This window comes from Streptomyces sp. NPDC091416 (assembly GCF_044756845.1).
Lineage (GTDB): Bacteria > Actinomycetota > Actinomycetes > Streptomycetales > Streptomycetaceae > Streptomyces.
In genome coordinates this window covers 857,772-880,484 of the sequence record NZ_JBIVTU010000001.1, presented here as the reverse complement: position 1 = coordinate 880,484, position 22,713 = coordinate 857,772, and the positions used below count along the sequence as shown (strand labels likewise).

At 71.8% G+C, this 22,713-nt stretch carries 26 protein-coding genes; 19 read left to right on the top strand and 7 right to left on the bottom strand.

Annotation, left to right across the window (positions count from 1 at the left end; all coding sequences use genetic code 11):
- The first annotated feature begins 6 nt into the window (after window positions 1–6).
- Both tsaE and ACIQMX_RS03765 read left to right on the top strand, forming a co-directional pair.
- Window positions 7–567 carry a tRNA (adenosine(37)-N6)-threonylcarbamoyltransferase complex ATPase subunit type 1 TsaE gene (tsaE, locus tag ACIQMX_RS03770; RefSeq protein WP_363067046.1) on the top strand — a complete coding sequence of 187 codons (561 nt, stop codon included), beginning with the start codon at window positions 7–9 and terminating at the stop codon, window positions 565–567.
- A 138-nt stretch (window positions 568–705) separates the two neighbouring features.
- Window positions 706–870 carry a hypothetical protein gene (locus tag ACIQMX_RS03765; RefSeq protein ID WP_363067047.1) on the top strand — a complete coding sequence of 55 codons (165 nt, stop codon included), beginning with the start codon at window positions 706–708 and terminating at the stop codon, window positions 868–870.
- A 65-nt stretch (window positions 871–935) separates the two neighbouring features.
- Here the strand turns inward: ACIQMX_RS03765 and ACIQMX_RS03760 are convergent, their stop codons facing one another.
- Window positions 936–1,472, bottom strand: a complete 537-nt coding sequence (locus ACIQMX_RS03760) for a hypothetical protein (protein ID WP_363067211.1) — start codon at window positions 1,470–1,472, stop codon at window positions 936–938.
- A 199-nt stretch (window positions 1,473–1,671) separates the two neighbouring features.
- Here ACIQMX_RS03760 and tsaB point away from each other — a divergent pair, with 199 nt between their 5' ends.
- From tsaB to ACIQMX_RS03720, 8 genes are all read left to right on the top strand, one after another.
- Window positions 1,672–2,319 carry a tRNA (adenosine(37)-N6)-threonylcarbamoyltransferase complex dimerization subunit type 1 TsaB gene (tsaB, locus tag ACIQMX_RS03755; RefSeq protein ID WP_363067212.1) on the top strand — a complete coding sequence of 216 codons (648 nt, stop codon included), beginning with the start codon at window positions 1,672–1,674 and terminating at the stop codon, window positions 2,317–2,319.
- A complete protein-coding gene (rimI, locus tag ACIQMX_RS03750) occupies window positions 2,316–2,807 on the top strand; it encodes a ribosomal protein S18-alanine N-acetyltransferase (protein WP_363067048.1) in 492 nt (163 codons plus the stop codon). The genes tsaB and rimI overlap by 4 nt, the downstream gene beginning before the upstream one ends.
- The gene (tsaD, locus tag ACIQMX_RS03745) at window positions 2,807–3,910 is read left to right on the top strand and encodes a tRNA (adenosine(37)-N6)-threonylcarbamoyltransferase complex transferase subunit TsaD (RefSeq protein WP_363067049.1); all 1,104 of its coding nucleotides are present in this window, start codon (window positions 2,807–2,809) and stop codon (window positions 3,908–3,910) included. Before rimI ends, tsaD begins: the two co-directional genes overlap by 1 nt.
- The gene (locus tag ACIQMX_RS03740) at window positions 3,907–4,191 is read left to right on the top strand and encodes a hypothetical protein (RefSeq protein ID WP_402474719.1); all 285 of its coding nucleotides are present in this window, start codon (window positions 3,907–3,909) and stop codon (window positions 4,189–4,191) included. Before tsaD ends, ACIQMX_RS03740 begins: the two co-directional genes overlap by 4 nt.
- A gap of 139 nt (window positions 4,192–4,330) precedes the next feature.
- Entirely contained in the window at window positions 4,331–4,693 is a 363-nt protein-coding gene (locus tag ACIQMX_RS03735; RefSeq protein WP_402474717.1) for a YciI family protein, read from the top strand.
- Between the two features lie 51 nt (window positions 4,694–4,744).
- The gene (locus ACIQMX_RS03730; RefSeq protein ID WP_402474714.1) at window positions 4,745–5,995 is read left to right on the top strand and encodes an RNA polymerase sigma factor; all 1,251 of its coding nucleotides are present in this window, start codon (window positions 4,745–4,747) and stop codon (window positions 5,993–5,995) included.
- A gap of 63 nt (window positions 5,996–6,058) precedes the next feature.
- Window positions 6,059–6,529, top strand: a complete 471-nt coding sequence (locus ACIQMX_RS03725; RefSeq protein ID WP_402474711.1) for a VOC family protein — start codon at window positions 6,059–6,061, stop codon at window positions 6,527–6,529.
- A gap of 52 nt (window positions 6,530–6,581) precedes the next feature.
- Window positions 6,582–7,247 carry a hypothetical protein gene (locus tag ACIQMX_RS03720; RefSeq protein ID WP_402474709.1) on the top strand — a complete coding sequence of 222 codons (666 nt, stop codon included), beginning with the start codon at window positions 6,582–6,584 and terminating at the stop codon, window positions 7,245–7,247.
- Window positions 7,248–7,264: 17 nt separating this feature from the next.
- On the opposite strand, the gene ACIQMX_RS03715 is transcribed toward ACIQMX_RS03720, so the two are convergent.
- A complete protein-coding gene (locus ACIQMX_RS03715) occupies window positions 7,265–8,515 on the bottom strand; it encodes a methyltransferase domain-containing protein (protein WP_402474707.1) in 1,251 nt (416 codons plus the stop codon).
- Window positions 8,516–8,611: 96 nt separating this feature from the next.
- On the opposite strand from ACIQMX_RS03715, the gene ACIQMX_RS03710 reads away from it, so the two are divergent.
- The 4 genes from ACIQMX_RS03710 (at window position 8,612) to groL (ending at window position 12,429) form a co-directional block, all read left to right on the top strand.
- Window positions 8,612–9,625 (top strand): polysaccharide deacetylase family protein, encoded by a 1,014-nt coding sequence (locus tag ACIQMX_RS03710; protein ID WP_402474705.1) that lies wholly within the window; start codon window positions 8,612–8,614, stop codon window positions 9,623–9,625.
- Window positions 9,622–9,942: a hypothetical protein gene (locus ACIQMX_RS03705; RefSeq protein ID WP_402474703.1), complete on the top strand. Its 321-nt coding sequence runs from the start codon at window positions 9,622–9,624 to the stop codon at window positions 9,940–9,942. The genes ACIQMX_RS03710 and ACIQMX_RS03705 overlap by 4 nt, the downstream gene beginning before the upstream one ends.
- A gap of 453 nt (window positions 9,943–10,395) precedes the next feature.
- Complete coding sequence (gene groES / locus ACIQMX_RS03700; RefSeq protein WP_024490209.1) at window positions 10,396–10,704, top strand: co-chaperone GroES; 309 nt, start codon at window positions 10,396–10,398, stop codon at window positions 10,702–10,704.
- A 102-nt stretch (window positions 10,705–10,806) separates the two neighbouring features.
- Complete coding sequence (groL, locus tag ACIQMX_RS03695) at window positions 10,807–12,429, top strand: chaperonin GroEL (RefSeq protein WP_363067058.1); 1,623 nt, start codon at window positions 10,807–10,809, stop codon at window positions 12,427–12,429.
- 268 nt (window positions 12,430–12,697) lie between these two features.
- On the opposite strand, the gene ACIQMX_RS03690 is transcribed toward groL, so the two are convergent.
- From ACIQMX_RS03690 to ACIQMX_RS03680, 3 genes are all read right to left on the bottom strand, one after another.
- The gene (locus ACIQMX_RS03690) at window positions 12,698–13,471 is read right to left on the bottom strand and encodes an SDR family oxidoreductase (protein WP_363067059.1); all 774 of its coding nucleotides are present in this window, start codon (window positions 13,469–13,471) and stop codon (window positions 12,698–12,700) included.
- 10 nt (window positions 13,472–13,481) lie between these two features.
- Window positions 13,482–15,002 carry a multicopper oxidase family protein gene (locus tag ACIQMX_RS03685; protein ID WP_402474700.1) on the bottom strand — a complete coding sequence of 507 codons (1,521 nt, stop codon included), beginning with the start codon at window positions 15,000–15,002 and terminating at the stop codon, window positions 13,482–13,484.
- 94 nt (window positions 15,003–15,096) lie between these two features.
- Entirely contained in the window at window positions 15,097–15,777 is a 681-nt protein-coding gene (locus ACIQMX_RS03680) for an MOSC domain-containing protein (RefSeq protein WP_363067061.1), read from the bottom strand.
- A gap of 80 nt (window positions 15,778–15,857) precedes the next feature.
- Between ACIQMX_RS03680 and ACIQMX_RS03675 the strand changes: the two genes are divergently transcribed.
- Window positions 15,858–16,748 carry a LysR family transcriptional regulator gene (locus tag ACIQMX_RS03675; RefSeq protein WP_363067062.1) on the top strand — a complete coding sequence of 297 codons (891 nt, stop codon included), beginning with the start codon at window positions 15,858–15,860 and terminating at the stop codon, window positions 16,746–16,748.
- 136 nt (window positions 16,749–16,884) lie between these two features.
- Here the strand turns inward: ACIQMX_RS03675 and ACIQMX_RS03670 are convergent, their stop codons facing one another.
- Window positions 16,885–17,211, bottom strand: a complete 327-nt coding sequence (locus tag ACIQMX_RS03670; protein ID WP_018550557.1) for a WhiB family transcriptional regulator — start codon at window positions 17,209–17,211, stop codon at window positions 16,885–16,887.
- Window positions 17,212–17,621: 410 nt separating this feature from the next.
- Here ACIQMX_RS03670 and ACIQMX_RS03665 point away from each other — a divergent pair, with 410 nt between their 5' ends.
- The 4 genes from ACIQMX_RS03665 (at window position 17,622) to ACIQMX_RS03650 (ending at window position 22,001) form a co-directional block, all read left to right on the top strand.
- Window positions 17,622–18,233, top strand: coding sequence for a response regulator transcription factor (locus tag ACIQMX_RS03665; RefSeq protein WP_003948568.1), 612 nt, complete (start codon window positions 17,622–17,624; stop codon window positions 18,231–18,233).
- Between the two features lie 322 nt (window positions 18,234–18,555).
- Complete coding sequence (locus ACIQMX_RS03660) at window positions 18,556–19,131, top strand: sigma-70 family RNA polymerase sigma factor (RefSeq protein WP_363067063.1); 576 nt, start codon at window positions 18,556–18,558, stop codon at window positions 19,129–19,131.
- A gap of 137 nt (window positions 19,132–19,268) precedes the next feature.
- A complete protein-coding gene (gene guaB / locus ACIQMX_RS03655) occupies window positions 19,269–20,771 on the top strand; it encodes an IMP dehydrogenase (RefSeq protein ID WP_363067064.1) in 1,503 nt (500 codons plus the stop codon).
- 105 nt (window positions 20,772–20,876) lie between these two features.
- Complete coding sequence (locus ACIQMX_RS03650) at window positions 20,877–22,001, top strand: GuaB3 family IMP dehydrogenase-related protein (protein WP_093707048.1); 1,125 nt, start codon at window positions 20,877–20,879, stop codon at window positions 21,999–22,001.
- Window positions 22,002–22,080: 79 nt separating this feature from the next.
- Here ACIQMX_RS03650 and ACIQMX_RS03645 read toward each other — a convergent pair whose 3' ends face one another.
- The gene (locus tag ACIQMX_RS03645) at window positions 22,081–22,665 is read right to left on the bottom strand and encodes a hypothetical protein (protein ID WP_363067065.1); all 585 of its coding nucleotides are present in this window, start codon (window positions 22,663–22,665) and stop codon (window positions 22,081–22,083) included.
- Window positions 22,666–22,713: the final 48 nt, after the last annotated feature.

The following is a 22,713-nucleotide window of genomic DNA, read 5'->3' as shown; positions in this document are numbered from 1 at the left end:
GCGGGCATGGAAGCACCGCACAGCGGCCCGGCGGCCGAGCCCGCCGCAGGCGCCCCGCACGACACCGTCACCCTGACGCTCGCCGTCGAGTCCCCCGAACAGATGCAGGCCCTGGGCCGCCGGCTCTCCGGTGTGCTGCGCCCCGGCGACCTGGTGATGCTCACCGGCGAGCTCGGTGCGGGGAAGACGACCCTGACCCGGGGGCTCGGCGAGGGCCTGGGCGTACGCGGCGCCGTCACGTCCCCCACCTTCGTGATCGCCCGCGTCCACCCCCCGCTCGGCGCAGGCCCGGCGCTGGTCCACGTGGACGCGTACCGCCTGGGCGGCGGGCTCGACGAGATGGAGGACCTGGACCTCGACGTGTCGCTGCCGGACTCGGTGGTCGTCGTCGAGTGGGGCGACGGCAAGGTCGAGGAGCTCTCCGAGGACCGGCTCCACGTGCTCATCGACCGCGCGGTCGGCGACACGGACGACGAGCGGCGCGCGGTGACGCTCGTGGGCTTCGGCGCACGGTGGGCGGGGCTGCGGACGGAGTCCTGGGCGCCGTGGGACACGGCCGGAATCTGAGGAGCGGCTGCCGCCGCCTGTTTCCGACATGGTGTCGGCAAATTGTTGCGCGGGGCGGTGCGGGCGTGGTGACATGGAGGGCGAGAGCAGGTTAGGTCTGCCTAACCGTGCCTTCCACCGGAGCCCCAGGAGGCGTTCATGCCGACATCGGAGCGAGAAGCGCAGCCATCGCCGCAGGCGGTGTCGATGAGAGACCTGCTTGCCGCCGGAGCGGCGGCCACCGCCGTCTCCACCCCGCCCGGCCCGCGCAACACGGCGCCCGCGCCGCGAGAAGCCGCGGGAGCGAAGCCGAAGCGGGCCTGAGCCGAGGGCGTCCCTGCGCCGGCGTCCGCGCGAGACGCCGGCGTCCCCGCGAGGCGCCAGGGTCCCTAAGAGACGACGTTGACCTTCACGCCCACCGTCGCGAACGTCCACACCGCGTTGCCGTCCGCACGGGACATACGCACGCCGCCCGCCTTCAGCGTCGGGTCCGGGCTCTCCATCGAGCCGTCCTGCGCGGCGCTGAAGCCGATGGCCACGTCGTTGTTCGTCGCGAACCGGACCACGTGCTCGATCGGCACCCCGTCGGAGCCGGTGACGCGGCCGGACCGCGAGGTCACCCGGTAGACGCCGGGCCTGGCCTGCACCGCGCTCGGCATCACCTTGAAGGTCCGGGTCGCCTTGTTCCCGGCGTCCACCAGCCACACCCGCCGGTCGCCCAGCGCGTACACCACGCGCATGCCCGTGCCGGACGCGGCGGGAACCGCGAGGGGGTCCTTCTTCGGCTTCGGCCTGGCGTGGCCGCCCGTGGCCGGTGAGCTGCTGGACGCCTTCGGCTTGGCCCCGAGGTCGTCGGGGACGTTCGCCGACGCCTGGTAGGCCAGGAAGCCGACCGCGGCGACGGCCGCCGCGGTGAGCGCGGCCACGATTCCCGAGCTGCCCCTAGCCACCGTGCGCCTCTTTCGCCGTCGTATGCCGTAGACCGTCGTATGTCGTACAAGCGTTTACACGTACTCCGCGTATACCCGGTGACGGTAGCACCGGAGCACCCTCGCACCGGGACGCCGTACGGGGCGCCGTACCGCCCGCGCGGAGCCGTAGGCTGTTTGCGTGCTCTTGCTCGCTATGGATACCGCCACCCCCGCCGTCACCGTCGCCCTGCACGACGGGACCCGCGTCGTCGCCGAGTCCGGTCAGGTCGACGCCCGAAGGCACGGGGAGCTGCTGCTGCCCGCCGTCGACCGGGTCCTCGCCGAGGCAGGCGTGAAACTCGACGCCGTGACGGAGCTGGTCGTGGGCGTCGGCCCCGGCCCGTACACCGGACTGAGGGTCGGCCTGGTGACGGCCGCGACCTTCGGCTCGGCGCTGTCCGTCCCCGTGCACGGGATCTGCACCCTGGACGCCCTCGCGTACGCCGCGGGGCAGGCCGGGGTGGCGGGCCCGTTCGCCGTCGCGACGGACGCCCGGCGCAAGGAGGTCTACTGGGCGCGGTACGAGGACGCCTTCACCCGGACCGGTGAACCCGCCGTCGACCGGCCCGCCGACATCGCCGGGCAGCTCGCGGGCCTCCCCGTCGCCGGGGCGGGCGCGGTGCTCTACCCCGACGCGTTCCCGGACGCGCGCGGCCCCGAGCACGTCGCCGCCGGCGCGATGGCGGCCCTCGCCGCCGCACGCCTCGCCGCGGGGGACACGCTGCTGCCGCCGCAGCCGCTCTACCTGCGCAGGCCCGACGCGCAGGTCCCGAAGAACTACAAGGTGGTCACCCCCAAGTGACCCCCACGACCGCAGTGCTGCGCGAGATGCGCTGGTGGGACATCGATCCGGTGCTCGACCTGGAGCACGAGCTGTTCCCGGACGACGCCTGGTCGGCCGGGATGTTCTGGTCCGAGCTGGCGCATGCCCGGGGACCGCGGGCCACCCGCCGCTACGTGGTCGCCGAGGACCCGGTGTCCGGCCGGATCGTCGGATACGCGGGCCTCGCGGCGGCCGGCGACCTCGCCGACGTACAGACGATCGGCGTCACCCGCGGACACTGGGGCGGCGGGCTCGGCTCCGAGCTTCTGACCGACCTGCTGAAGCACGCCACGGCCTTCGAGTGCGCCGAGGTGCTGCTGGAGGTCCGGGTCGACAACACCCGGGCGCAGAAGCTGTACGAACGCTTCGGCTTCGAACCCATCGGCTTCCGCCGCGGCTACTACCAGCCGGGCAACATCGACGCGCTCGTCATGCGCCTCCACGTACAAGAAAACGAGACTGACTGATGGCTGACGAACCGCTCGTACTCGGCATCGAGACCTCCTGCGACGAGACCGGCGTCGGCATCGTCCGCGGGACGACACTCCTCGCCGACGCCGTCGCGTCCAGCGTCGACACGCACGCCCGCTTCGGCGGCGTCGTCCCCGAGATCGCCTCCCGCGCGCATCTGGAGGCGATGGTCCCCACGATCGAGCGCGCCCTGAAGGAGGCCGGCGTCACCGGCCGCGACCTCGACGGCATCTCCGTCACCGCCGGGCCCGGACTCGCCGGCGCCCTGCTCGTCGGCGTCTCGGCCGCGAAGGCGTACGCGTACGCGCTGAACAAGCCGCTCTACGGGGTGAACCACCTGGCCTCGCACATCTGCGTCGACCAGCTGGAGCACGGCCCGCTGCCCGAGCCGACGATGGCGCTCCTGGTCAGCGGCGGGCACTCCTCGCTGCTGCTCGCCCCCGACATCACCAACGACGTGCGGCCGCTCGGCGCGACCATCGACGACGCGGCGGGCGAGGCCTTCGACAAGATCGCCCGGGTGCTGCAGCTCGGCTTCCCCGGCGGCCCCGTCATCGACCGCCTCGCCCGGGAGGGCGACCCGAAGGCCATCGCGTTCCCGCGCGGGCTGAGCGGCTCGCGCGACCCCGCGTACGACTTCTCCTTCTCCGGCCTGAAGACCTCCGTCGCCCGCTGGATCGAGGCGAAGCGCGCCGCGGGCGAGGAAGTGCCGGTACGGGACGTGGCGGCGTCCTTCCAGGAGGCCGTGGTGGACGTGCTCACCCGCAAGGCCGTCCGGGCCTGCAAGGACGAGGGCGTCGACCACCTCATGATCGGCGGCGGCGTCGCGGCCAACTCACGGCTGCGGGCGCTCGCCCAGGAGCGGTGCGAACGGGCCGGGATCCGGCTGCGCGTGCCCCGCCCCGGACTGTGCACCGACAACGGGGCCATGGTCGCCGCGCTGGGCGCGGAGATGGTGGCCCGCAACCGGCCCGCCTCCGACCTGGAGCTGTCGGCGGACTCCTCGCTGCCGGTCACCGAGACCCACGTACCGGGAGCCGGCCACGGCCACACGCACGACCACGTGCACGAGATCAGCAAGGACAACCTGTACTCATGAGCGGGAACGGCACCACCGTCGCGCTGATGTGGGAGGCGCGGGCCACCGAGGGCCGGGGCGCGGAACTGCTGGAATGGGCCCGCGCCCGCGCCGGCGAGCTGGCGCGCCCCCCGCTGCGCAGCGAGCTGCTGCGCGCCCCGCAGGACCGCGTCCTGGTCATCACGTGGTGGGAGGGCGCCTACGGCGACGACCTGCCGGAGCTGCCCGAACCGGACGCGGCGGCCGTCACCCGTCCGGTGCACCGCTGGCGGTTCGAGTCCCTCGGAGCGGCCGGCCGCTGAGGAGCGCGGCCGCTGCGGTGGCCGGTCCGGAGACTTCTCAGAAGAATTCCGGGGGGAGCTGTCGATTCCGACGTCTCCCGTTCGACGCAGGGGTGAGAGGCGGGGAAGAGGTCCCCGCCCTCCCGACCGAGGAGCCACCATGCCGCGCTTCATGTCACTCATCCGCATCGACGAGCAGGCCGCCGCCGGGTTCGAGCCCGACCCCGACTTCGAGAAGCGCATGGGCGCCCTGTTCGAGGAGATCAACAAGGCGGGCGTGATGCTGGAGACGGCCGGCCTCACCCCGACCGCCCAGGGCACCCGGGTCCACTGGGCCGGCGGAAAGCTCAGCTGCACCGACGGGCCCTTCACCGAGACCAAGGAGGTCGTCGGCGGCTACGCCATCCTCCAGTGCAAGGACAAGGACGAGGCGCTGGAGTGGACCAAGCGGTTCCTGCTCTGCCACCCGGAGAGCTGGAGCGTCACCTCCGAGATCCGGGCCATCGACGAAGCGACCGGCTGACCGGCCGGCCGCGCTTGCCCGGGTCCCGCACGGCTGCTCTGATGGGTGGCCGTGACGGCAGCGAGCGCGGTTGAGGCGGTATTCAGGATCGAGTCCGCGCGGATCATCGCCGGTGTCGCCCGGATCGTCCGGGACGTGGGCATCGCCGAGGAGCTCGCACAGGACGCCCTGGTCGCCGCGCTGGAGCAGTGGCCGGAGTCGGGCGTCCCGGACAACCCGGGAGCCTGGCTCATGGCCACGGCCAAGCACCGCGCCATCGACCTCGTACGCCGCCGCGAGACGTACGCCCGCAAGCTGGCCGAGATGGGCCGGGACCTGGACACCGTCTCCGGCGAACCGGACCCGGGCGCCGCGGACCCGGACCGGATCGACGACGACCTGCTGCGGCTGATCTTCACCTCGTGCCATCCGGTGCTCTCCACCGACGCCCGGATCGCCCTCACCCTGCGCCTTCTCGGCGGCCTCACCACCACGGAGATCGCCCGCGCCTTCCTCACCACCGAACCGGCCGTCGCCCAGCGGATCGTCCGCGCCAAACGGGCACTCGGCCGGGCCGGTGTCCCCTTCGAGGTGCCGTACGGCCCCGAGCGCGCCGCCCGGCTCGGATCGGTGCTCGAAGTCATCTACCTGGTCTTCAACGAGGGCTACGCCGCGACCGCCGGCGACGACTGGCTGCGTCCCGGCCTCTGCGAGGACGCGCTGCGGCTGGCCCGGGTGCTGGCCGGGCTGATGCCGGGCGAGGCCGAGGTGCACGGACTGGCGGCCCTGCTGGAGCTCCAGGCCTCGCGTACCGCTGCCAGGACCGGGCCGGACGGTGCGCCGGTGCTGCTCGCCGATCAGAACCGGGCCCGCTGGGACCGGCTGCTGATCCGCCGCGGCTGCGCGGCCCTGCTCCGGGCGGGCGAAACGGCCGCGGAGGCGGGGCGGCCGCTGGGCCCGTACGCCCTCCAGGCGGCCATCGCCGCCTGCCATGCCCGGGCGGTGCGGTACGAGGACACGGACTGGGCCGCCATCGCCGCGCTGTACGACCGGCTCGCCGCCCTGTCCCCGTCCCCGGTCGTCGAGCTCAACCGTGCCGTCGCCGTCTCCATGGCCGAGGGTCCGGCCGCCGCTCTCGCCCTGGTCGACGCGCTGGCCGCCGACCCCGCGCTCAAGGCGTACCACTTGCTGCCGAGCGTCCGCGGGGATCTGCTGGAGCGGATGGGGCGTACGGACGAGGCGCGCGCCGAGTTCGTACGGGCGGCGGAGCTCACCCGCAACGAGCGGGAACGGGCCCTGCTCCTGGACCGGGCCGGCCGATGAGTTCCGTACCCGCCACCGGTCTACCTTGCACGGCACCCGGTACCACCGCGTGAGGAGAAGACCATGCAGAAGGTCACCACGTTCCTGTGGTTCGACAAAGACCAGGCCGAGGAGGCGGCGGACCACTACATCTCCGTCATCGGCGGCGACTCGCGCGTCCTGGACGTGACCCGCTGGACGGCCGCGTCGCCCGGCGAGGAGGGTGCGGTGATGACCGTCCGCTTCCAGCTGGACGGCGCCGAGTACATCGCCTTCGACGGCGGCCCCGAGTTCCCCTTCAGCGAGGCGGTCTCGCTCTCCGTCGAGTGCGAGTCCCAGGAGGAGGCGGACCGGCTCTGGGACGCGCTCACCGCGGACGGCGGCCAGGAGAGCCAGTGCGGCTGGCTCAAGGACAGGTTCGGCGTCTCCTGGCAGATCATCCCGCCCGGTCTCGGCGACGCCCTGACCGACCCCGACCCGGACAAGGCGGCCCGCGCCATGAAGGCGATGCTCGGCATGAAGCGCCTCGACATCGAGGCCCTGCGCAACGCCTGATATGTGATCACCCGGACGCGGGGCGGCACCGCCGCTCGATAGGGTCTGGCCCATGTCCGCCCGTCCGGCGCTTCCGCCGCCCCCGCCGCCCGTGGAGATACGCACCTGGCCCGACCGGGGAGCGCTGCTCGCCGACCGGGCCCACATCCTGGGCGCGCTGGTGAAGATGCACCTGGGCCCCGGCCGGCTCGGACTGCTGTGGATGTGGGGAGCGGTCGGTGCGCTCGGCTGGGCGATGATCGGCACCGCGTTCGTCACCTTCGAGCAGTCCTACGACGTCTTCAGCGCCTTCTTCGGCGTCATCATGCTGGTCCTGGGCGCCTGTTGCCTGGTGCCGGCCGTCGTCCTCGTCGTGATCGGCCTGCGCAGGGACCGGCGGCTGCGCCGACTCCTCGCGCAGTGGGGCGCGTTGGACCGTGATCCCGCGCGTGACGCCGCGTACCGGCTGCCGGGGGTGAGCCTGGTGTGGCTCCTCGGCTCCTTCGTGCTCTGCGCCGGCGGTCTTTACGCCTGCTTCGTGGTGCCGGCCGGCGCCGTCCGGGGCGATGACACCTACGGCCTGATGGCCCTGGTGATGGGGCTCGGGTTCATCGGCTGGATCATCGGCCTCATCGGCATCACCAAGGCCTTCTGGCACCGGCGTTGGGTCCTGCGAACCCTGCTCGGCACAGCCGCCCCCGAGCCCCTGGTCTCCGTGCGGGGCGGCGCCCACCGCTGAGGCGGGCCCGGCCGCCGTCAGCGCAGGGCGGCCTCGGGGCCGGTCACGGGACGGCCGATCAGCATCGTCGGCACGTTCGCGACGCGGGTCAGGAAGACCGTGGCCGCGTTCGGGCCCTGGAGCTTCATCTTCCGCCGCAGTTCCTCCGGTTCGACCCCCGAACCACGCTTCTTGACCGTGAGGACGCCGACCTTCCGCTCCCGCAGCAGGGCCTTCAGCCGCTTCGTGTTGAAGGGCAGCTGATCGGTGATCTCGTAGCCGGCGGTGTACGGGGAGTCGTACAGCTCGTCGCTCGTGACGTACGCGATCATCTCGTCGAACAGCCGGCCCCGGTACCGCTCCACGACCGCGGCCACCAGATGCGCCCGGATCACCGCGCCGTCCGGCTCGTACAGATAGCGGCCCACCGGGCCGACCGGCGGGGCGGGCAGCACGGCCGGGGCGGACAGGGTGGCGCCCGACGGGAGCAGGGTCGCGCGGTAGGAGCCCGCCTCGAAGCCCTCGCCGAACCAGAGCACCGCCTCCTTCACCTCGCCGCCGTCCGAGATCCACTCGGCCTCCGCCTGCGGCCCGATCGCCTCGTGCGGGACACCCGGGGCGATCTTCAGCGCGGCCCTGGGCGCCTTGAGCGCCGCCTCGGTCGCCCAGGACAGGGGCGGCGAATAGGCCTCCGGATCGAAGATGCGGCCGCGTCCGCCGCGGCGGGCCGGGTCGACGAACACCGCGTCGTACGGCGCGGTGTCGATCTCCGTGACGTCGGCGCACCGCACCTCGATCAGCGCGTCCAGGCCGAGCGCCGCGGCGTTGGCCCGGGCCACCTCGGCGGTGAGCGGGTCGCGGTCCACGGCGAGGACGGAGATCCCGGCCCGCGCCAGGGCGATCGCGTCGCCGCCGATCCCGCAGCAGAGGTCGGCGACGCTGCGCACCCCCGCGTCCGCGAACCGCCGGGCCCGGTAGCCGGCCACCGAGGTGCGGGTCGCCTGCTCGACCCCGTTCGGCGTGAAGAACATCCGGTGCGCGTCCTCGGCGCCGAACTTCGCCACCGCCCGCTGCCGCAGCCGGGCCTGGCCCAGGGCCGCCGAGACGAGAGCGGCCGGGTGGGTACGGCGGAGCCGGGTGGCGGTGGCCAGTTCGGTGGCGGGGTCGTACGACCGCAGCCCGGCCAGCAGCTCGGCGCCCTCGGGGGTGCGCAGGGCGCGGAAGCCGGAAAGGGGGTCGGGGGCGTCGTCGGGCGGGCCGGTCGGGGCGAGAGCGTTCACCCGCCCCATTGTGGGCCAGTCGGGCGCGCGCCAGCCGGGCGACCGTGCGGGGCGGGCGCTGTGTCGGCCGGGATGCCCCGTCCCGGGCTGGCAGGATGCGGCGCCATGCAGCCAGTACGACAAAAGGAAGATTCTGACATGAAGAGTCGCAGACCGGACGCGGTGTCGTGCGGACAGGGGCGGCCGGGGCGCGGGCACCTGCGGCGGCGGCCGGGCTACGCGGTCCTCGCCGCGCTGCTGGTCGCCGCGGCCGGTTCGGGCTGCGCCGCCGAGACGGCAGGCCGTGCACCGGCCGACCCCGCACGCGCGGCCGCCGCGCGGGCCGGACAGCCGGGCGGTCCTCCGGCGGCCGGGGCGGCGGGCTCCGTCGCGGCGCAGGCGGAGAAGGCGCGCCGCGCCCAGGCCGCACGGGCCGTGGCGGCCAAGAAGTGGGGCCTGGCGAGCACCCCGCTGGCTCCGCCGGCGCCGCCCGCCGTCAAGCCGCACCTCACCACCCGCAAGGGCTTCGAGGTCGAGGGCGGCGACGCCTCGCTGCCGCCGGTCTTCACCACGGTTCCCACGGACAAGAAGATCGTCTTCCTGACGATGGACGACGGGGACGACAAGGACCCCGAGCTGCTGAAGATGATGTCGGAGCTGAACATCCCGTACAGCGCCTTCCTCAGCGACTACCTGGTCCGCGACGACTACGCGTACTTCAAGGAGGCCCAGGTCCGCGGCGTCGTCCTCGGCAACCACACGCTGAACCACCGCTACATGCCCGGTCTCTCGCACGACGAGCAGCAGCGGGAGATCTGCGACCAGCAGGACATCATCGAGCAGCAGTACGGCGAGCGCCCCCGGCTCTTCCGGCCGCCGTACGGCAACTACAACGGCGACACCCTGCGGATCGCCAAGTCCTGCGGCATCACGGCCGTGCCGCTGTGGGCGGCGGAGGCCTTCCCCGACCACATGGAGTGGCGGGAGGAGGACCAGGACCTGCATCCCGGCGACATCATCCTCACGCACTTCCGGGGCAAGAAGGACTGGAAGGGCAGCATGCCCGACATGATCCGCAATGTCATGAAGGTCATCACGGACAAGGGTTACGCCGTGGCCCGCCTGGAGGACTACGTATGAGAAGGGCGCACCGGCTGCTGGCCGGACTGCTGACCGCCGGTGCGCTCCTGACCGCCTCCGCCGGCTGCGCGCAGTCGGTGGACCCGATCGAGCGGCTGGGCCGCAAGGCGGCCCAGCACGTGCGCCCCTCGCCGGGCGACCGGGCGCGGCCCGCGGCGGTGCGCGGTGACCACGGGGCGCCGGGGGCGATGGTCGTCGTCGCCTGCGGCCGCCCCGCGGCGGGCGGCGCCGGAACGCGCCCGCCGGTCCACTGGTGGCCGGAGCGGCCGGGGGAGTACGGCGGCGAGGCCGCGGGCGCGGGGTGTGCGAGGCGGTAGCCGCTGTGCCACGCCATGAGCGTCAGGACGCACGGCACGCCCGCGGCGAGCGGCGGGACGACGCCCGCCGCGGCAGGCCGGGCACCAGGTCCGGACGGCCGGCCGCGAGCGGGCCCGGCCGAGGGTTCCCCGGTCCGGCGGGTCGCGCGGGCATGAGACCAGCGCCGTACGGAACGGCACGGACGGTCCCCGCGTTGTCCCTGTGGTGACCGGAGCGCCGTGCGGGCGCGGCCGTACGAGGAGGAGGACGGCCCCGGACGCCACGTGGGGCGTGAATTGGCACTCCGCTTGACCGAGTGCTAATCGCGGTCATAGTCTCAGTGCTGGCACTCCCCACTGGAGAGTGCCAGCAGTTCTGTGCGACCGGCAGGTCCGGCACCCGCGACGACGGGCCCACCTGGTCGCCACCCCAAAGACTGATAACCCCGTGAGATCTCCGAAGGGGGAGACCGGATCGTGTCGACCAGCACCAAGGTTGCGATCAAGCCGCTCGAGGACCGCATTGTGGTCCAGCCGCTCGACGCCGAGCAGACCACGGCCTCCGGCCTGGTCATTCCGGACACGGCGAAGGAGAAGCCCCAGGAGGGCGTCGTCCTGGCCGTGGGCCCGGGCCGCTTCGAGAACGGCGAGCGCCTTCCGCTCGACGTCAAGACCGGCGATGTCGTGCTGTACAGCAAGTACGGCGGCACCGAGGTGAAGTACAACGGCGAGGAGTACCTCGTCCTCTCGGCTCGCGACGTGCTCGCGATCATCGAGAAGTAATTCACTTAACGTTTGCTTCTGTTCTGCGCCCCTGGCCCCCTGCGAAATAACTAGCCGGGCGGCAGGGGCGCAGTTCTTGTTTTGAGAGGACAGTTCAGCTCCATGGCGAAGATCCTGAAGTTCGACGAGGACGCCCGTCGCGCCCTCGAGCGCGGCGTCAACAAGCTTGCCGACACGGTGAAGGTGACGATCGGTCCCAAGGGCCGCAACGTCGTCATCGACAAGAAGTTCGGTGCGCCCACCATCACCAACGACGGTGTCACCATCGCGCGCGAGGTCGAGCTGGACGACCCGTACGAGAACCTCGGTGCCCAGCTGGTGAAGGAGGTCGCGACCAAGACCAACGACGTAGCCGGTGACGGTACGACCACCGCCACCGTCCTGGCCCAGGCGCTCGTCCGCGAGGGCCTGCGCAACGTGGCCGCGGGCGCGTCCCCGGCCGCCCTGAAGAAGGGCATCGACGCCGCGGTCAAGGCCGTGTCCGAGGAGCTCCTCGCGACCGCCCGCCCGATCGAGGACAAGTCCGACATCGCCGCCGTGGCCGCGCTCTCCGCGCAGGACACCCAGGTCGGCGAGCTCATCGCGGACGCGATGGACAAGGTCGGCAAGGACGGTGTCATCACCGTCGAGGAGTCCAACACCTTCGGTCTGGACCTCGACTTCACCGAGGGCATGGCCTTCGACAAGGGCTACCTGTCCCCGTACATGGTGACCGACCAGGAGCGTATGGAGGCCGTCCTCGACGACCCGTACATCCTGATCCACCAGGGCAAGATCGGCTCGATCCAGGAGCTGCTGCCGCTTCTGGAGAAGGTCATCCAGGCCGGTGCCTCCAAGCCGCTGCTGATCATCGCCGAGGACGTCGAGGGCGAGGCCCTGTCGACCCTGGTCGTCAACAAGATCCGTGGCACCTTCAACGCCGTCGCGGTGAAGGCCCCGGGCTTCGGTGACCGCCGCAAGGCCATGCTCGGCGACATCGCCACCCTCACCGGTGCGACCGTCATCGCCGAGGAGGTCGGCCTCAAGCTCGACCAGGCCGGTCTGGACGTGCTGGGCACCGCCCGCCGCGTGACCGTCTCCAAGGACGACACCACCATCGTCGACGGTGGCGGCAAGTCCGACGAGGTCGCCGGCCGCGTCAACCAGATCAAGGCCGAGATCGAGTCCACGGACTCCGACTGGGACCGCGAGAAGCTCCAGGAGCGCCTGGCGAAGCTGGCCGGCGGTGTCTGCGTGATCCGCGTCGGTGCTGCCACCGAGGTCGAGCTCAAGGAGAAGAAGCACCGTCTGGAGGACGCCATCTCCGCGACCCGCGCCGCGGTCGAGGAGGGCATCGTCTCCGGTGGTGGCTCCGCCATCGTCCACGCCGTCAAGGTCCTGGAGGACAACCTCGGCAAGACCGGCGACGAGGCCACCGGTGTCGCGGTCGTGCGCCGCGCCGCCGTCGAGCCGCTCCGCTGGATCGCCGAGAACGCGGGCCTCGAGGGCTACGTCATCACCTCGAAGGTCTCCGAGCTCGACAAGGGCCAGGGCTTCAACGCCGCGACCGGCGAGTACGGCGACCTGGTGAAGGCCGGCGTCATCGACCCGGTCAAGGTCACCCGCTCCGCCCTGGAGAACGCCGCGTCCATCGCGTCGCTGCTGCTCACGACCGAGACCCTGGTCGTCGAGAAGCCGGCCGAGGAAGAGGCCGAGGCCGGTCACGGCCACGGTCACTCGCACTAGCGTGTAGCTGTCCCGCGCAAGCGGTGAGGCCCGGTACCCCGCGAGGGGTACCGGGCCTTTCGCTGGTCCGGCCGGCCCCGGCCCTCCCCCTGCCCGGCCGACGAGGCCGGAGTCGGCCGCCCAGACAGACCACCCAGACAGACCGCCCAGACAGACCGCCCAGGCAGACCGCTCAGGCAGACCCGGGCAGACCGCCCAGGCAGACCGGGCCGGCCGGACGGGCCCGGACCCCGGCTCCATCACGGCCGTGGGCTGCGCTGACCACCGCTCACTGGGGTCCGTACTTGCGGCCCGTCCTGGAGGTGACTCCTCCGAGCAGGCCGCGCGGCGTCACCTTCACCAGACCCATCAGGGCCTTGTACCGCGCGTCCGGGATCGAGAGCGACTTCCCGCGCGCCAGGTCCGCCAGCGCCGCCGACACGAGCTTGTCGGCGTCGAGCCACATCCAGCCGGGGATGTTGCCGGTGCCCATTCCGGCCCGCTCATGGAACTCCGTCCTTACGAAGCCCGGGCAGAGCGCCATCATCCGTACCCCCGAACCGGCCAGGTCCTTCGCCGCGCCCTGGGTGAACTGCACGACCCACGCCTTGGACGCCCCGTACGTACCGCGCGGCAGGAAGGCGGCCACGGAGGCCACGTTCACGATGCCGCCCCTGCCCCGCTCCTTCATCCCGGCCGCGGCCGCCGAGGTCAGCCGCAGGACCGCCTCGCAGTGCACCTTCAGCATCGTCAGTTCGTCCGCCATGGGGACCTCGAGGAACTGCCCCTTGTTGCCGAACCCGGCGTTGTTGACCAGGAGATCGACCGACTGCCTACGGTCCGTCAGCCTGCTCTCCACCGCGGCGATCCCGTCGTCCGCGGACAGATCCGCCGTCAGCACCTCGGCCTCGATGCCGTGCCGGTCGTGCAGTTCGGTGGCCTGTTCCCGCAGCCGGCCGGTGTCGCGGGCCACCAGCACGAGGTTGTGCCCCTCGGCCGCGAGGCGCCGCGCGAAGGCGGCCCCGATGCCCGCGGTCGCGCCCGTAATCAGTGCAGTCGTCATACGCCGCACGTTAGTGCCCCGCGTGGGCCTTCGGACGACCCGCCTGCCCGCCCGGCACCACGACCACGAACTGCCCCATCATCCCGTGGTCCTCATGGGCCGGCAGATGGCAGTGGTACATGTACGGAGTATCCGGATCGGCCGGTCCGTCGAACCGCAGCGCGATCTTCACCGTGGTGCCCACCGGGATCGCGACCGTGTCCTTCCGGCCCCGCAGAGCGGGCTCCGGTTCCCGGCCGTTCACCTCCAGCACCCTGAACTGCACGTCGTGGACGTGGAAGTTGTGCGTCATGTCGCCGCCGTTGCGCAGCGTCCACGTCTCCGTCGTACCCCGCACCACGGTCTCGTCGATCCGGTCCATGGCCATCGGCTCTCCGTTGATGCCCGACCTGCGCAGCTCGAAGAAGCGCCCGTGCACCGCGTCCCCGCCGTCGGGCAGCTCCGGTTCACCCAGCCTGCCGGGCAGCGCGGGCGACGGGCGCAGCCGGTGCGCGGCGCGCAGTTCCAGCACGTCGAAGGAGTCGTCGCCCCCGTTGAACCGCTTCTCCCAGCCGTCGCCGCCGCGCCACGGGTAGCTGCGCAGCACGGTCCGCTCGTCCGGCCGCATCCGGACGACGACCTCGGCACGCTCGCCGGGGGAGAGCTGGATCCGGTCCATCGCCGCCGGTTTCTCCAGCAGCCCGCCATCGGTCCCGATCAGGTCGAAGGCGCGGTCGTCGTCGAAGCCGAAGGTGTAGATGCGCGCGGTGGACGCGTTCAGCAGCCGCAGCCGTACGAGTTCGTCGCCGACCTCCCGGTACGGGTCGAGCGTGCCGTTCACCATCGTCCGCCTGCCGAGGAAGCCGGTGTTGGCCAGGAAGGCGTGGCCGTGGTCGAAGCGCGCCCCGTCGAAGGTGACGTCCTGCACGATGACCGGAAGGTCGTCCACGCCGTACTTCTTCGGGAGTGCCAACCGCCGTGAGCGCGCGTCGTCGACCAGGAACATCCCGGCGAGGCCGCGCTGCACGTGCTGTTCGGTCGCCCCGTGCGGATGCGGGTGGTACCAGAGCGTGGCGGCCGGCTGGTCGACCTTCCACCGCGGGGTCCACGTGCCGCCCGCCGCCACCATCTGATGCGGGCCGCCGTCCATCGCGGCGGGCAGGTGCATGCCGTGCCAGTGCACGGTGGAGGCCTCGTCGAGGCCGTTGCGCACCCGCACCTCGACCTGCTCACCGCGCTCCGCGCGCAGCGTCGGTCCCAGATAGCTGCCGTTGAAGCCCCAGGTCGGTGTCGGGCGGCCGGCCAGGAACTCCGTCTCGCCCGACCGCATCCGCAGATCGAAGACCCGGGTGCCGTCCGGCTCCACGGTCGACGAGGCCAGCGGCGGAACGGCCATCCGCCGGCTGAAACGGACCTTCCCCACGGTGCTGACGTCCGCCCCGGTCCACAGCCAGGCGAACCCGCCGCCGATCGCCGCCACCAGCACGCCCAGCACCACCGCCGACGTGATGAGCACCCGCCTCAACCGCCGTCGTCCCCCGGTCTTCTCCATGCCCCTCAGGCTCGCGCCGGGAGCGGGCCCGGCACATGGGGAGGAACCCTGGCAGGTCCCTGACCGTCCCCGTAGGGCGTGTGCGGGGTCCGCGTCAGGACGCCGTGAGCTCCTGCGCGTACGCACGCGCCTTCCGCAGCGCCTCGGGGGCCAGCGCCTCGCCGGCCGGAAGCAGCAGCGGCAGCAGATCGCGCCGCGTGGTCACGGCCCGGAACTGCAGCTCCACCGTCACCTCGTGGTCCGGCCGGTGCACGATCTCGACCGGGTCGCCGGCCCTGATGCTGCCCGGCGTGATCACCCGGAGGTACGCCCCGGGCGCCGCCGCCTGCGTGAACCGCCTGACCCAGCGCGCCTCGTCCAGGTGGCCCGCGAACGTACGGCACGGAATCCGGCCGGAGGCGACCTCGAGGACCAGCTCCGCGCCGATCCGCCAGCGCTCGCCGATCAGCGCACCACTGACCGCCAGCCCGTGCGTGGTCAGGTTCTCGCCGAACGAACCGTTGGCCAGCGGCCGCCCCAGCTCCTGCTCCCACGCGTCGAGGTCCTCGCGGGCGAAGGCGTACACGGCCTGGTGCGAGCCGCCGTGGTGGCGCAGGTCGCCGATCGTGTCCCCGGCCAGACCGCTGCCGCCCTCACCCCGGGGACCCGGGTCGCAGACCCGTACGAGCCCCTCGACGGGGCGCTTGTCGATCCCGGTCATGCCGCCCGGGGCGTCGGTGTAGGGCGCCGCCGTCGGACGGCCCGCGTTCACGGTCAGTACGGTCTTCGCAGTCATGCCCGAACGGTAGCGAGTTCTGGCTCAAAGCTGTACGCGAACATTTCGCAGTGGATCCAAGCATCCCTTATGTTGGAAGGGTGATCGAAGCCCGTCATCTCCGAGTCCTGCGCGCCGTGGCCGGTACCGGCTCCTTCTCCGCCGCCGCCCGCGAGCTCGGCTGCACCCAGCCCGCCGTGAGTCAGCAGATGAAGGCGCTGGAAGCCTCGGCGGGCACCACCCTGCTCATCCGCACCGGACGGGAGATGCGGCTGACGCAGGCCGGTGAGGCGCTCGTGCGCCACGCCTCGGGCATCCTCGCCGGGCTCACCGCCGCCGAGGAGGAGGTCGCCGCGATCGCCGGTCTGCGGGCCGGCCGGGTGCGGCTGGTCTCCTTCCCCAGTGGCAGCTCCACCCTGGTCCCGGGCGCCCTCGCGGCGCTCCGGGCGGCCCACCCCGGCACCCGGGTCTCCCTGGTCGAGGCCGAGCCGCCGCGTTCCGTGGAGATGCTGCGCGACGGCGACTGCGACATCGCGCTGGCCTTCAGGTACGGCACCCAGGGCGCCGAGTGGGACGACCTGGTGGTGCGGCCCCTGCTCACCGACCGGCTGATCGGTCTCGTTCCCGAGGGGCACTCCTTCGCAGGCCGGGACGAGGTGGGTATCGGCGAACTCGCCGGGGAGCCGTGGATCGCCGGCTGTCCGCGCTGCCGCCGGCAACTGGTCGAGGTCTGCGAGGCGTCCGGCTTCACCCCGCGGATCGACTTCGCCACCGACGACTACCCGGCGGTGATCGGCCTGGTCGGCGCCGGACTCGGGGTCGCCGTCCTGCCGGCGCTCGCGATCGAGTCGGTACGCCCCCGGGGGGCCAGGACCGTGACGGTGGAGCCCGCCATCGAGCGCGAGATCGTCGCGCTGACCCTGCCCGACCTGGCGCAGGTCCCGGCCGTGGCGGCCACTTTGGACCAGTTGTCGCTGGCGGCCGCCCGCTGAGCGGTCCGCCGCGCCGGCCCCTGTGCGCCCACGGTGTCGGCCGTGGGTGTCGGCCGTGGGTGTCGGCCGTGAGTGTCGGCCGTGAGTGTCGGCCGTGAGTGAGGAAACGTTTCTGCCTTGATGGGGCGCGGCGGACTCAGCCGTGCCCGGGCGGGGACGAGGGTGCCGCCGCGCTGATCAGCCTGTTGCGGGCCCGGCCCATGAGCTCCTCGCGTTCGTCCTCGGTCAGTCCTCCCCACACCCCGTAGGGCTCGCGTACCGCCAGTGCGTGGGCGGCGCACTCGGCGCGTACCGGGCAGCGCATGCAGACCTCTTTGGCGGAGGTCTCGCGGGCGCTCCGGGCGGCTCCGCGTTCCCCCTCGGGGTGGAAGAACAGCGAGCTGTCGACGCCTCGGCAGGCCGCCAGCAGCTGCCAGTCCCACAGATCGGCGTTGGGTCCGGGAAGGCGGGAGAAATCTGCCATTGCTTGTCCCCTCGAAACCGTGCTGAGTCGGAAACGTCGTGGTCGTGCGTCGTCCGTGCCCATGACCGTACATCTACGGTGTTAGTAGATGTAAATATGACTGATTGCGAATCTAGCCACAGACACCAGTAAAAGGGAAGAAAACCCGCTAAATGGGGCATAAGTTCATGGAAAGTTTTCGGTTGACGGCTGAACGACCCGTGGCGCTCTCCTCCGTGCTCGGTCCCTCACGTAGAGTGCCGAACCCGTTCGTCCGACCCGTAACTCTTTCGAGTGACCATCGTTGAGAGGGCGGAGGCGGTTGACGGAGAAAGCGATCGGGCAGGTGTCCGAGAGTGTCAACCGCACAGGTGACGACTTGTAACAGCCTGGAGGCACAAGGTGACGCGCATCAGCTGCGGAGGGCGGTCATGACATCCGTTCTCGTCTGCGACGATTCCCCGCTTGCCCGAGAAGCACTCCGTCGCGCGGTCGCGACCGTGCCCGGCGTCGAACGTGTGACGACGGCGGCCAACGGGGAGGAAGTCCTCCGCCGCTGGGGCGCCGACCGTTCGGATCTGATTCTCATGGACGTACGCATGCCCGGTCTGGGCGGTGTGGAGACGGTCCGTCGACTGCTCTCCGCCGACCCCGGGGCCCGGATCATCATGCTGACCGTCGCCGAGGACCTGGACGGGGTCGCGCTGGCGGTCGCCGCCGGGGCCCGCGGATACCTGCACAAGGACGCCTCCCGGGCGGAGCTGCGGGCGACCGTCACCCAGGCCCTGGCGGATCCGACGTGGCGGCTCGCCCCGCGCCGGCTGCGCTCGGCCGAGATGGGCGCGGCGCCCACGCTCACGGCGCGTGAGATCCAGGTGCTCGAAGGCATGAGCCACGGCCGTTCCAACGCGGAGATCGGCCGTGAGCTGTTCCTCTCCGAGGACACGGTGAAGACGCACGCCAGGCGCCTGTTCAAGAAGCTCGGAGCCTCGGACCGGGCGCACGCGGTGGCGCTCGGCTTCCGCTGGGGCCTGGTCCGCTGAGAGCCGGCCGTGACCGGCCACCACCCCCGTCCCCGTCCGCTCGCGGGCGGACGGGGCGACCCCGCGCGAGCGGTGCGGAGCCGGGTCGTGTCCATGGACGCGACCCGCTCGTACGCCGCCCGTGCAACCCGCCGCCCCGGCGGCATGTGACGCTTCCCGGCCGATGACGCATCCTTGAGACGTGGAGTTCCTCGGGAACGATTCGGTCGAGCGGAAGGGGAGGGCGCAGGACATGACTTCCGGCGCACCCGCTCATAACGCTTCAGTGCACAACTACGGACGCGGTGCCGCGGATGACGCGGCGCCGGGGCACCATGGTCCGATGCGCGAGGACGGAACGACGGCGATCGGTGCCCTGGTGCATCGTGCCGTCGAGGGCGACGCGCAGGCCACCCACGATCTGCTGGCCCACGTCCACCCCCTCGCCCTGCGCTACTGCAGGTCCCGGCTGAACCGGCTGCCCGGTGATGCCCGTCACTTCGTGGAGGACCTGGCGCAGGAGGTCTGTGTCGCGGTGCTGATGGCGCTGCCGCGGTACAAGGACACCGGCAGGCCCTTCGAAGCCTTCGTCTTCGCCATCGCGGGCCACAAGGTGGCCGACCTCCAGCGGGCCGCGATGCGGCACCCGGGATCGACCGCGGTGCCCTCCGACGAGATGCCGGAGCGGCCGGACGACTCGCTCGGGCCCGAGGAGCGGGCGCTCCTCAGCAGCGATGCCGCCTGGGCCAAGAAGCTCCTCGCCAACCTTCCGGAGAACCAGCGCGAGCTGCTGGTCCTGCGGGTCGCCGTCGGGCTCACCGCGGAGGAGACCGGACAGATGCTCGGGATGTCGCCGGGCGCCGTCCGGGTCGCCCAGCACCGCGCACTCAGCCGGCTGCGGGCGCTCGCGGAACAGTGAGCCGGGCCTCCGGCGCCACGAAAAGATGCCGTAGGAAGCTACAGAACCTCCAGGTGATCTTGCTCGTGGAATGAGACACCGCTTGAGGCCGTTAGCATGGACATCCGCACCGATCAAGGCCATTTGGGGAAGGTGTCATGACTGCAAACGTCGACGGAGTGCCCGAGAAATTCGCGACGCTCGGGCTGACATACGACGACGTGCTGCTGCTGCCGGGCGCATCCGAGGTGCTGCCCAACGCGGTCGACACCTCGACGCTCATCTCGCGGAACGTACGCGTGAACATCCCGCTGCTGTCCGCCGCGATGGACAAGGTGACCGAGGCCCGGATGGCCATCGCCATGGCCCGCCAGGGCGGCGTCGGCGTGCTCCACCGCAATCTCTCGGTCGAGGACCAGGTCAACCAGGTCGACCTGGTGAAGCGGTCCGAGTCCGGCATGGTCACCGACCCGATCACGGTCGGCCCGGACGCCACGCTCGGTGACGCCGACGCGCTCTGTGCCAAGTTCCGCATCAGCGGCGTGCCGGTCACCGACCCGGCGGGCAAGCTGCTCGGCATCGTCACCAACCGCGACATGGCGTTCGAGTCGGACCGTTCGCGCCAGGTGCGCGAGGTCATGACGCCGATGCCGCTGGTCACCGGCCGGGTCGGCATCTCCGGCGTGGACGCCATGGAGCTGCTGCGCCGCCACAAGATCGAGAAGCTTCCGCTGGTCGACGACGCGGGCATCCTCAAGGGCCTCATCACGGTCAAGGACTTCAAGAAGGCCGAGCAGTACCCGAACGCGGCCAAGGACGCCGAGGGCCGGCTGCTCGTCGGCGCGGCCGTCGGCGCCAGCCCGGAGGCGCTGGACCGCGCCCAGGCGCTGGCCGGCGCCGGGGTGGACTTCCTGATCGTCGACACCTCGCACGGCCACAACAGCAACGCCCTCAACTGGATGGCGAAGATCAAGTCGGCCGTGAACGTGGACGTCATCGGCGGCAACGTCGCGACCCGCGACGGCGCCCAGGCCCTGGTCGACGCCGGTGTGGACGGCGTCAAGGTCGGCGTCGGACCCGGCTCGATCTGCACCACCCGCGTGGTCGCCGGCATCGGCGTCCCGCAGGTCACCGCGATCTACGAGGCCGCGCTGGCCGCCCGTGCGGCGGGCGTCCCGGTCATCGGCGACGGCGGCCTCCAGTACTCCGGCGACATCGGCAAGGCGCTCGCCGCCGGTGCCGACAGCGTGATGCTGGGCTCCCTCCTCGCGGGCTGCGAGGAATCGCCGGGCGAGCTCCTCTTCATCAACGGCAAGCAGTTCAAGTCGTACCGCGGCATGGGTTCGCTGGGCGCGATGCAGTCCCGCGGACAGGGCCGCTCGTACTCGAAGGACCGCTACTTCCAGGCCGAGGTGTCCTCCGACGACAAGCTCGTCCCCGAGGGCATCGAGGGCCAGGTGCCCTACCGCGGCCCGCTGGCCAACGTGCTGCACCAGCTCGTCGGCGGTCTCCGCCAGACGATGGGCTACGTGGGCGCGGCCTCCGTCGACGAGATGGAGAGCAAGGGCCGCTTCGTACGGATCACGTCCGCGGGCCTCAAGGAGAGCCACCCGCACGACATCCAGATGACGGTCGAAGCACCGAACTACAGCAGGAAGTAACGCGACAGCGCAGGTGAGGGGCGGTCCGGGGTTCCCGGAACCGCCCCTCCTGTATGTGTCGGGGATACTGGACAGCGCAGACGTAGAGGGAAAGGCCACACCATCGTGACTGAGATCGAGATCGGGCGCGGCAAGCGCGGCCGCCGGGCATACGCATTCGACGACATCGCCGTCGTCCCGAGCCGCCGGACCCGCGACCCGAAGGAGGTCTCGATCGCCTGGCAGATCGATGCCTACCGCTTCGAGCTGCCGTTCCTGGCCGCTCCCATGGACTCCGTCGTCTCCCCGCAGCACGCCATCCGCATCGGCGAGCTCGGCGGCCTCGGGGTGCTCAACCTGGAAGGCCTGTGGACCCGGCACGCCGACCCGCAGCCGCTCCTCGACGAGATCGCCGAGATGCCCGTCGAGTCCGCGACCCGCCGGCTCCAGGAGATCTACTCCGCCCCCATCCAGGAGGAGCTGATCGGCCAGCGCATCAAGGAGGTGCGCGACGCCGGCGTCGTCACCGCCGCCGCGCTCTCCCCGCAGCGCACCGCCCAGTTCTCCAAGGCCGTCGTCGACGCGGGTGTGGACATCTTCGTCATCCGCGGCACGACGGTCTCCGCCGAGCACGTCTCGGGTGCGGCCGAGCCGCTCAACCTGAAGCAGTTCATCTACGAGCTGGACGTCCCGGTCATCGTCGGCGGCTGCGCCACGTACACCGCGGCGCTGCACCTGATGCGCACGGGCGCGGCCGGTGTCCTCGTCGGCTTCGGCGGCGGCGCCGCGCACACCACGCGCAACGTCTTCGGCATCCAGGTCCCGATGGCGACCGCGGTCGCCGATGTGGCCGGTGCCCGCCGTGACTACATGGACGAGTCCGGCGGCCGGTACGTGCACGTGATCGCCGACGGCGGCGTCGGCTGGTCCGGCGACCTGCCGAAGGCCATCGCCTGCGGTGCGGACGCCGTGATGATGGGCTCCCCGCTCGCCCGCGCGACGGACGCGCCGGGCCGCGGCCGTCACTGGGGCATGGAGGCCGTCCACGAGGACGTGCCGCGCGGCAAGCTGGTCGACCTCGGCTCCGTCGGGACGACGGAGGAGGTCCTCACCGGGCCTTCGCACACCCCCGACGGTTCGATGAACATCTTCGGCGCCCTGCGCCGGGCGATGGCGACGACGGGGTACAGCGACCTCAAGGAGTTCCAGCGCGTCGAGGTGACGGTGGCGGACTCGCAGCACCGCCGCTGACACACCACAGCATGACGGGAGGGCCCTGACCGCGATCGCGGTCAGGGCCCTCCCGTGTGTCCTGCGTGCGGTCCGAGGACTAGTCGGACGTCTTGCGGGCCGTGGAGAACGCGACCACGGCGGCGACGGCGAAGAAGACGAAGCTGAGCGCGTCGGAGTCTTCCTTCCACACCGTGTTCAGGTCGCTGAAGTGGTCGAAGAAGATCTCGGTGACCGAGAGCGGGAGCTGCTTGCTGATGATGATCGCTTCACCGAGCAGCTGGCCGAGGTAGACGCCGACCAGGGCGAGGGCGCCACTGATGACGGGCAGGGCGGGGTTGCGGCCGCCGAGCTTGCCGGCGGCGAAGCCGACGATGGCGCCGACACCCACGGCCGCGTAGCCGATCTCGTGCTTCGTGGCGCCGATGATCGCACCGTAGATGCCCGCCGCGACGAGCGCCGCGACGAACGCGACGAGGATGCCCAGCCCCACGTTGTTGCGCGCGGGCGCCACCGGAGCGAACGGTGCGCCGCCGCCGAACGGGGCGCCGACGGGCTGCTGGTCCGCGAACGGGTTGCCGGTCGGTGCGCCGGGCTGGGGCTGGCCGGGGTGCGCGGCATAGGGGTTGCCGGGCTGCGGCTGTCCGCCGTACGGCTGGTTCGGCGGTGGTACGGGCGTGCTCATGGCGGATTCCCCCTGGGACTGTGGCGCACGATTGTGCGAAGAGTGACG

What these genes read in the sequence shown, in the direction of transcription:
- ACIQMX_RS03660 (WP_363067063.1), top strand. Translation starts at nt 18,556, where the DNA reads ATGCGCGAGGACGGAACGACGGCGATCGGTGCCCTGGTGCATCGTGCC.
- ACIQMX_RS03710 (WP_402474705.1), top strand. Translation starts at nt 8,612, where the DNA reads ATGCAGCCAGTACGACAAAAGGAAGATTCTGACATGAAGAGTCGCAGA.
- ACIQMX_RS03725 (WP_402474711.1), top strand. Translation starts at nt 6,059, where the DNA reads ATGCAGAAGGTCACCACGTTCCTGTGGTTCGACAAAGACCAGGCCGAG.
- ACIQMX_RS03765 (WP_363067047.1), top strand. Translation starts at nt 706, where the DNA reads ATGCCGACATCGGAGCGAGAAGCGCAGCCATCGCCGCAGGCGGTGTCG.
- groL (WP_363067058.1), top strand. Translation starts at nt 10,807, where the DNA reads ATGGCGAAGATCCTGAAGTTCGACGAGGACGCCCGTCGCGCCCTCGAG.
- tsaD (WP_363067049.1), top strand. Translation starts at nt 2,807, where the DNA reads ATGGCTGACGAACCGCTCGTACTCGGCATCGAGACCTCCTGCGACGAG.
- ACIQMX_RS03690 (WP_363067059.1), bottom strand. Translation starts at nt 13,471, where the DNA reads ATGACGACTGCACTGATTACGGGCGCGACCGCGGGCATCGGGGCCGCC.
- ACIQMX_RS03720 (WP_402474709.1), top strand. Translation starts at nt 6,582, where the DNA reads ATGTCCGCCCGTCCGGCGCTTCCGCCGCCCCCGCCGCCCGTGGAGATA.
- ACIQMX_RS03715 (WP_402474707.1), bottom strand. Translation starts at nt 8,515, where the DNA reads ATGGGGCGGGTGAACGCTCTCGCCCCGACCGGCCCGCCCGACGACGCC.
- ACIQMX_RS03705 (WP_402474703.1), top strand. Translation starts at nt 9,622, where the DNA reads ATGAGAAGGGCGCACCGGCTGCTGGCCGGACTGCTGACCGCCGGTGCG.
- tsaB (WP_363067212.1), top strand. Translation starts at nt 1,672, where the DNA reads ATGGATACCGCCACCCCCGCCGTCACCGTCGCCCTGCACGACGGGACC.
- ACIQMX_RS03735 (WP_402474717.1), top strand. Translation starts at nt 4,331, where the DNA reads ATGCCGCGCTTCATGTCACTCATCCGCATCGACGAGCAGGCCGCCGCC.
- ACIQMX_RS03665 (WP_003948568.1), top strand. Translation starts at nt 17,622, where the DNA reads ATGACATCCGTTCTCGTCTGCGACGATTCCCCGCTTGCCCGAGAAGCA.
- ACIQMX_RS03740 (WP_402474719.1), top strand. Translation starts at nt 3,907, where the DNA reads ATGAGCGGGAACGGCACCACCGTCGCGCTGATGTGGGAGGCGCGGGCC.
- guaB (WP_363067064.1), top strand. Translation starts at nt 19,269, where the DNA reads ATGACTGCAAACGTCGACGGAGTGCCCGAGAAATTCGCGACGCTCGGG.
- ACIQMX_RS03645 (WP_363067065.1), bottom strand. Translation starts at nt 22,665, where the DNA reads ATGAGCACGCCCGTACCACCGCCGAACCAGCCGTACGGCGGACAGCCG.
- ACIQMX_RS03670 (WP_018550557.1), bottom strand. Translation starts at nt 17,211, where the DNA reads ATGGCAGATTTCTCCCGCCTTCCCGGACCCAACGCCGATCTGTGGGAC.
- ACIQMX_RS03680 (WP_363067061.1), bottom strand. Translation starts at nt 15,777, where the DNA reads ATGACTGCGAAGACCGTACTGACCGTGAACGCGGGCCGTCCGACGGCG.
- tsaE (WP_363067046.1), top strand. Translation starts at nt 7, where the DNA reads ATGGAAGCACCGCACAGCGGCCCGGCGGCCGAGCCCGCCGCAGGCGCC.
- ACIQMX_RS03685 (WP_402474700.1), bottom strand. Translation starts at nt 15,002, where the DNA reads ATGGAGAAGACCGGGGGACGACGGCGGTTGAGGCGGGTGCTCATCACG.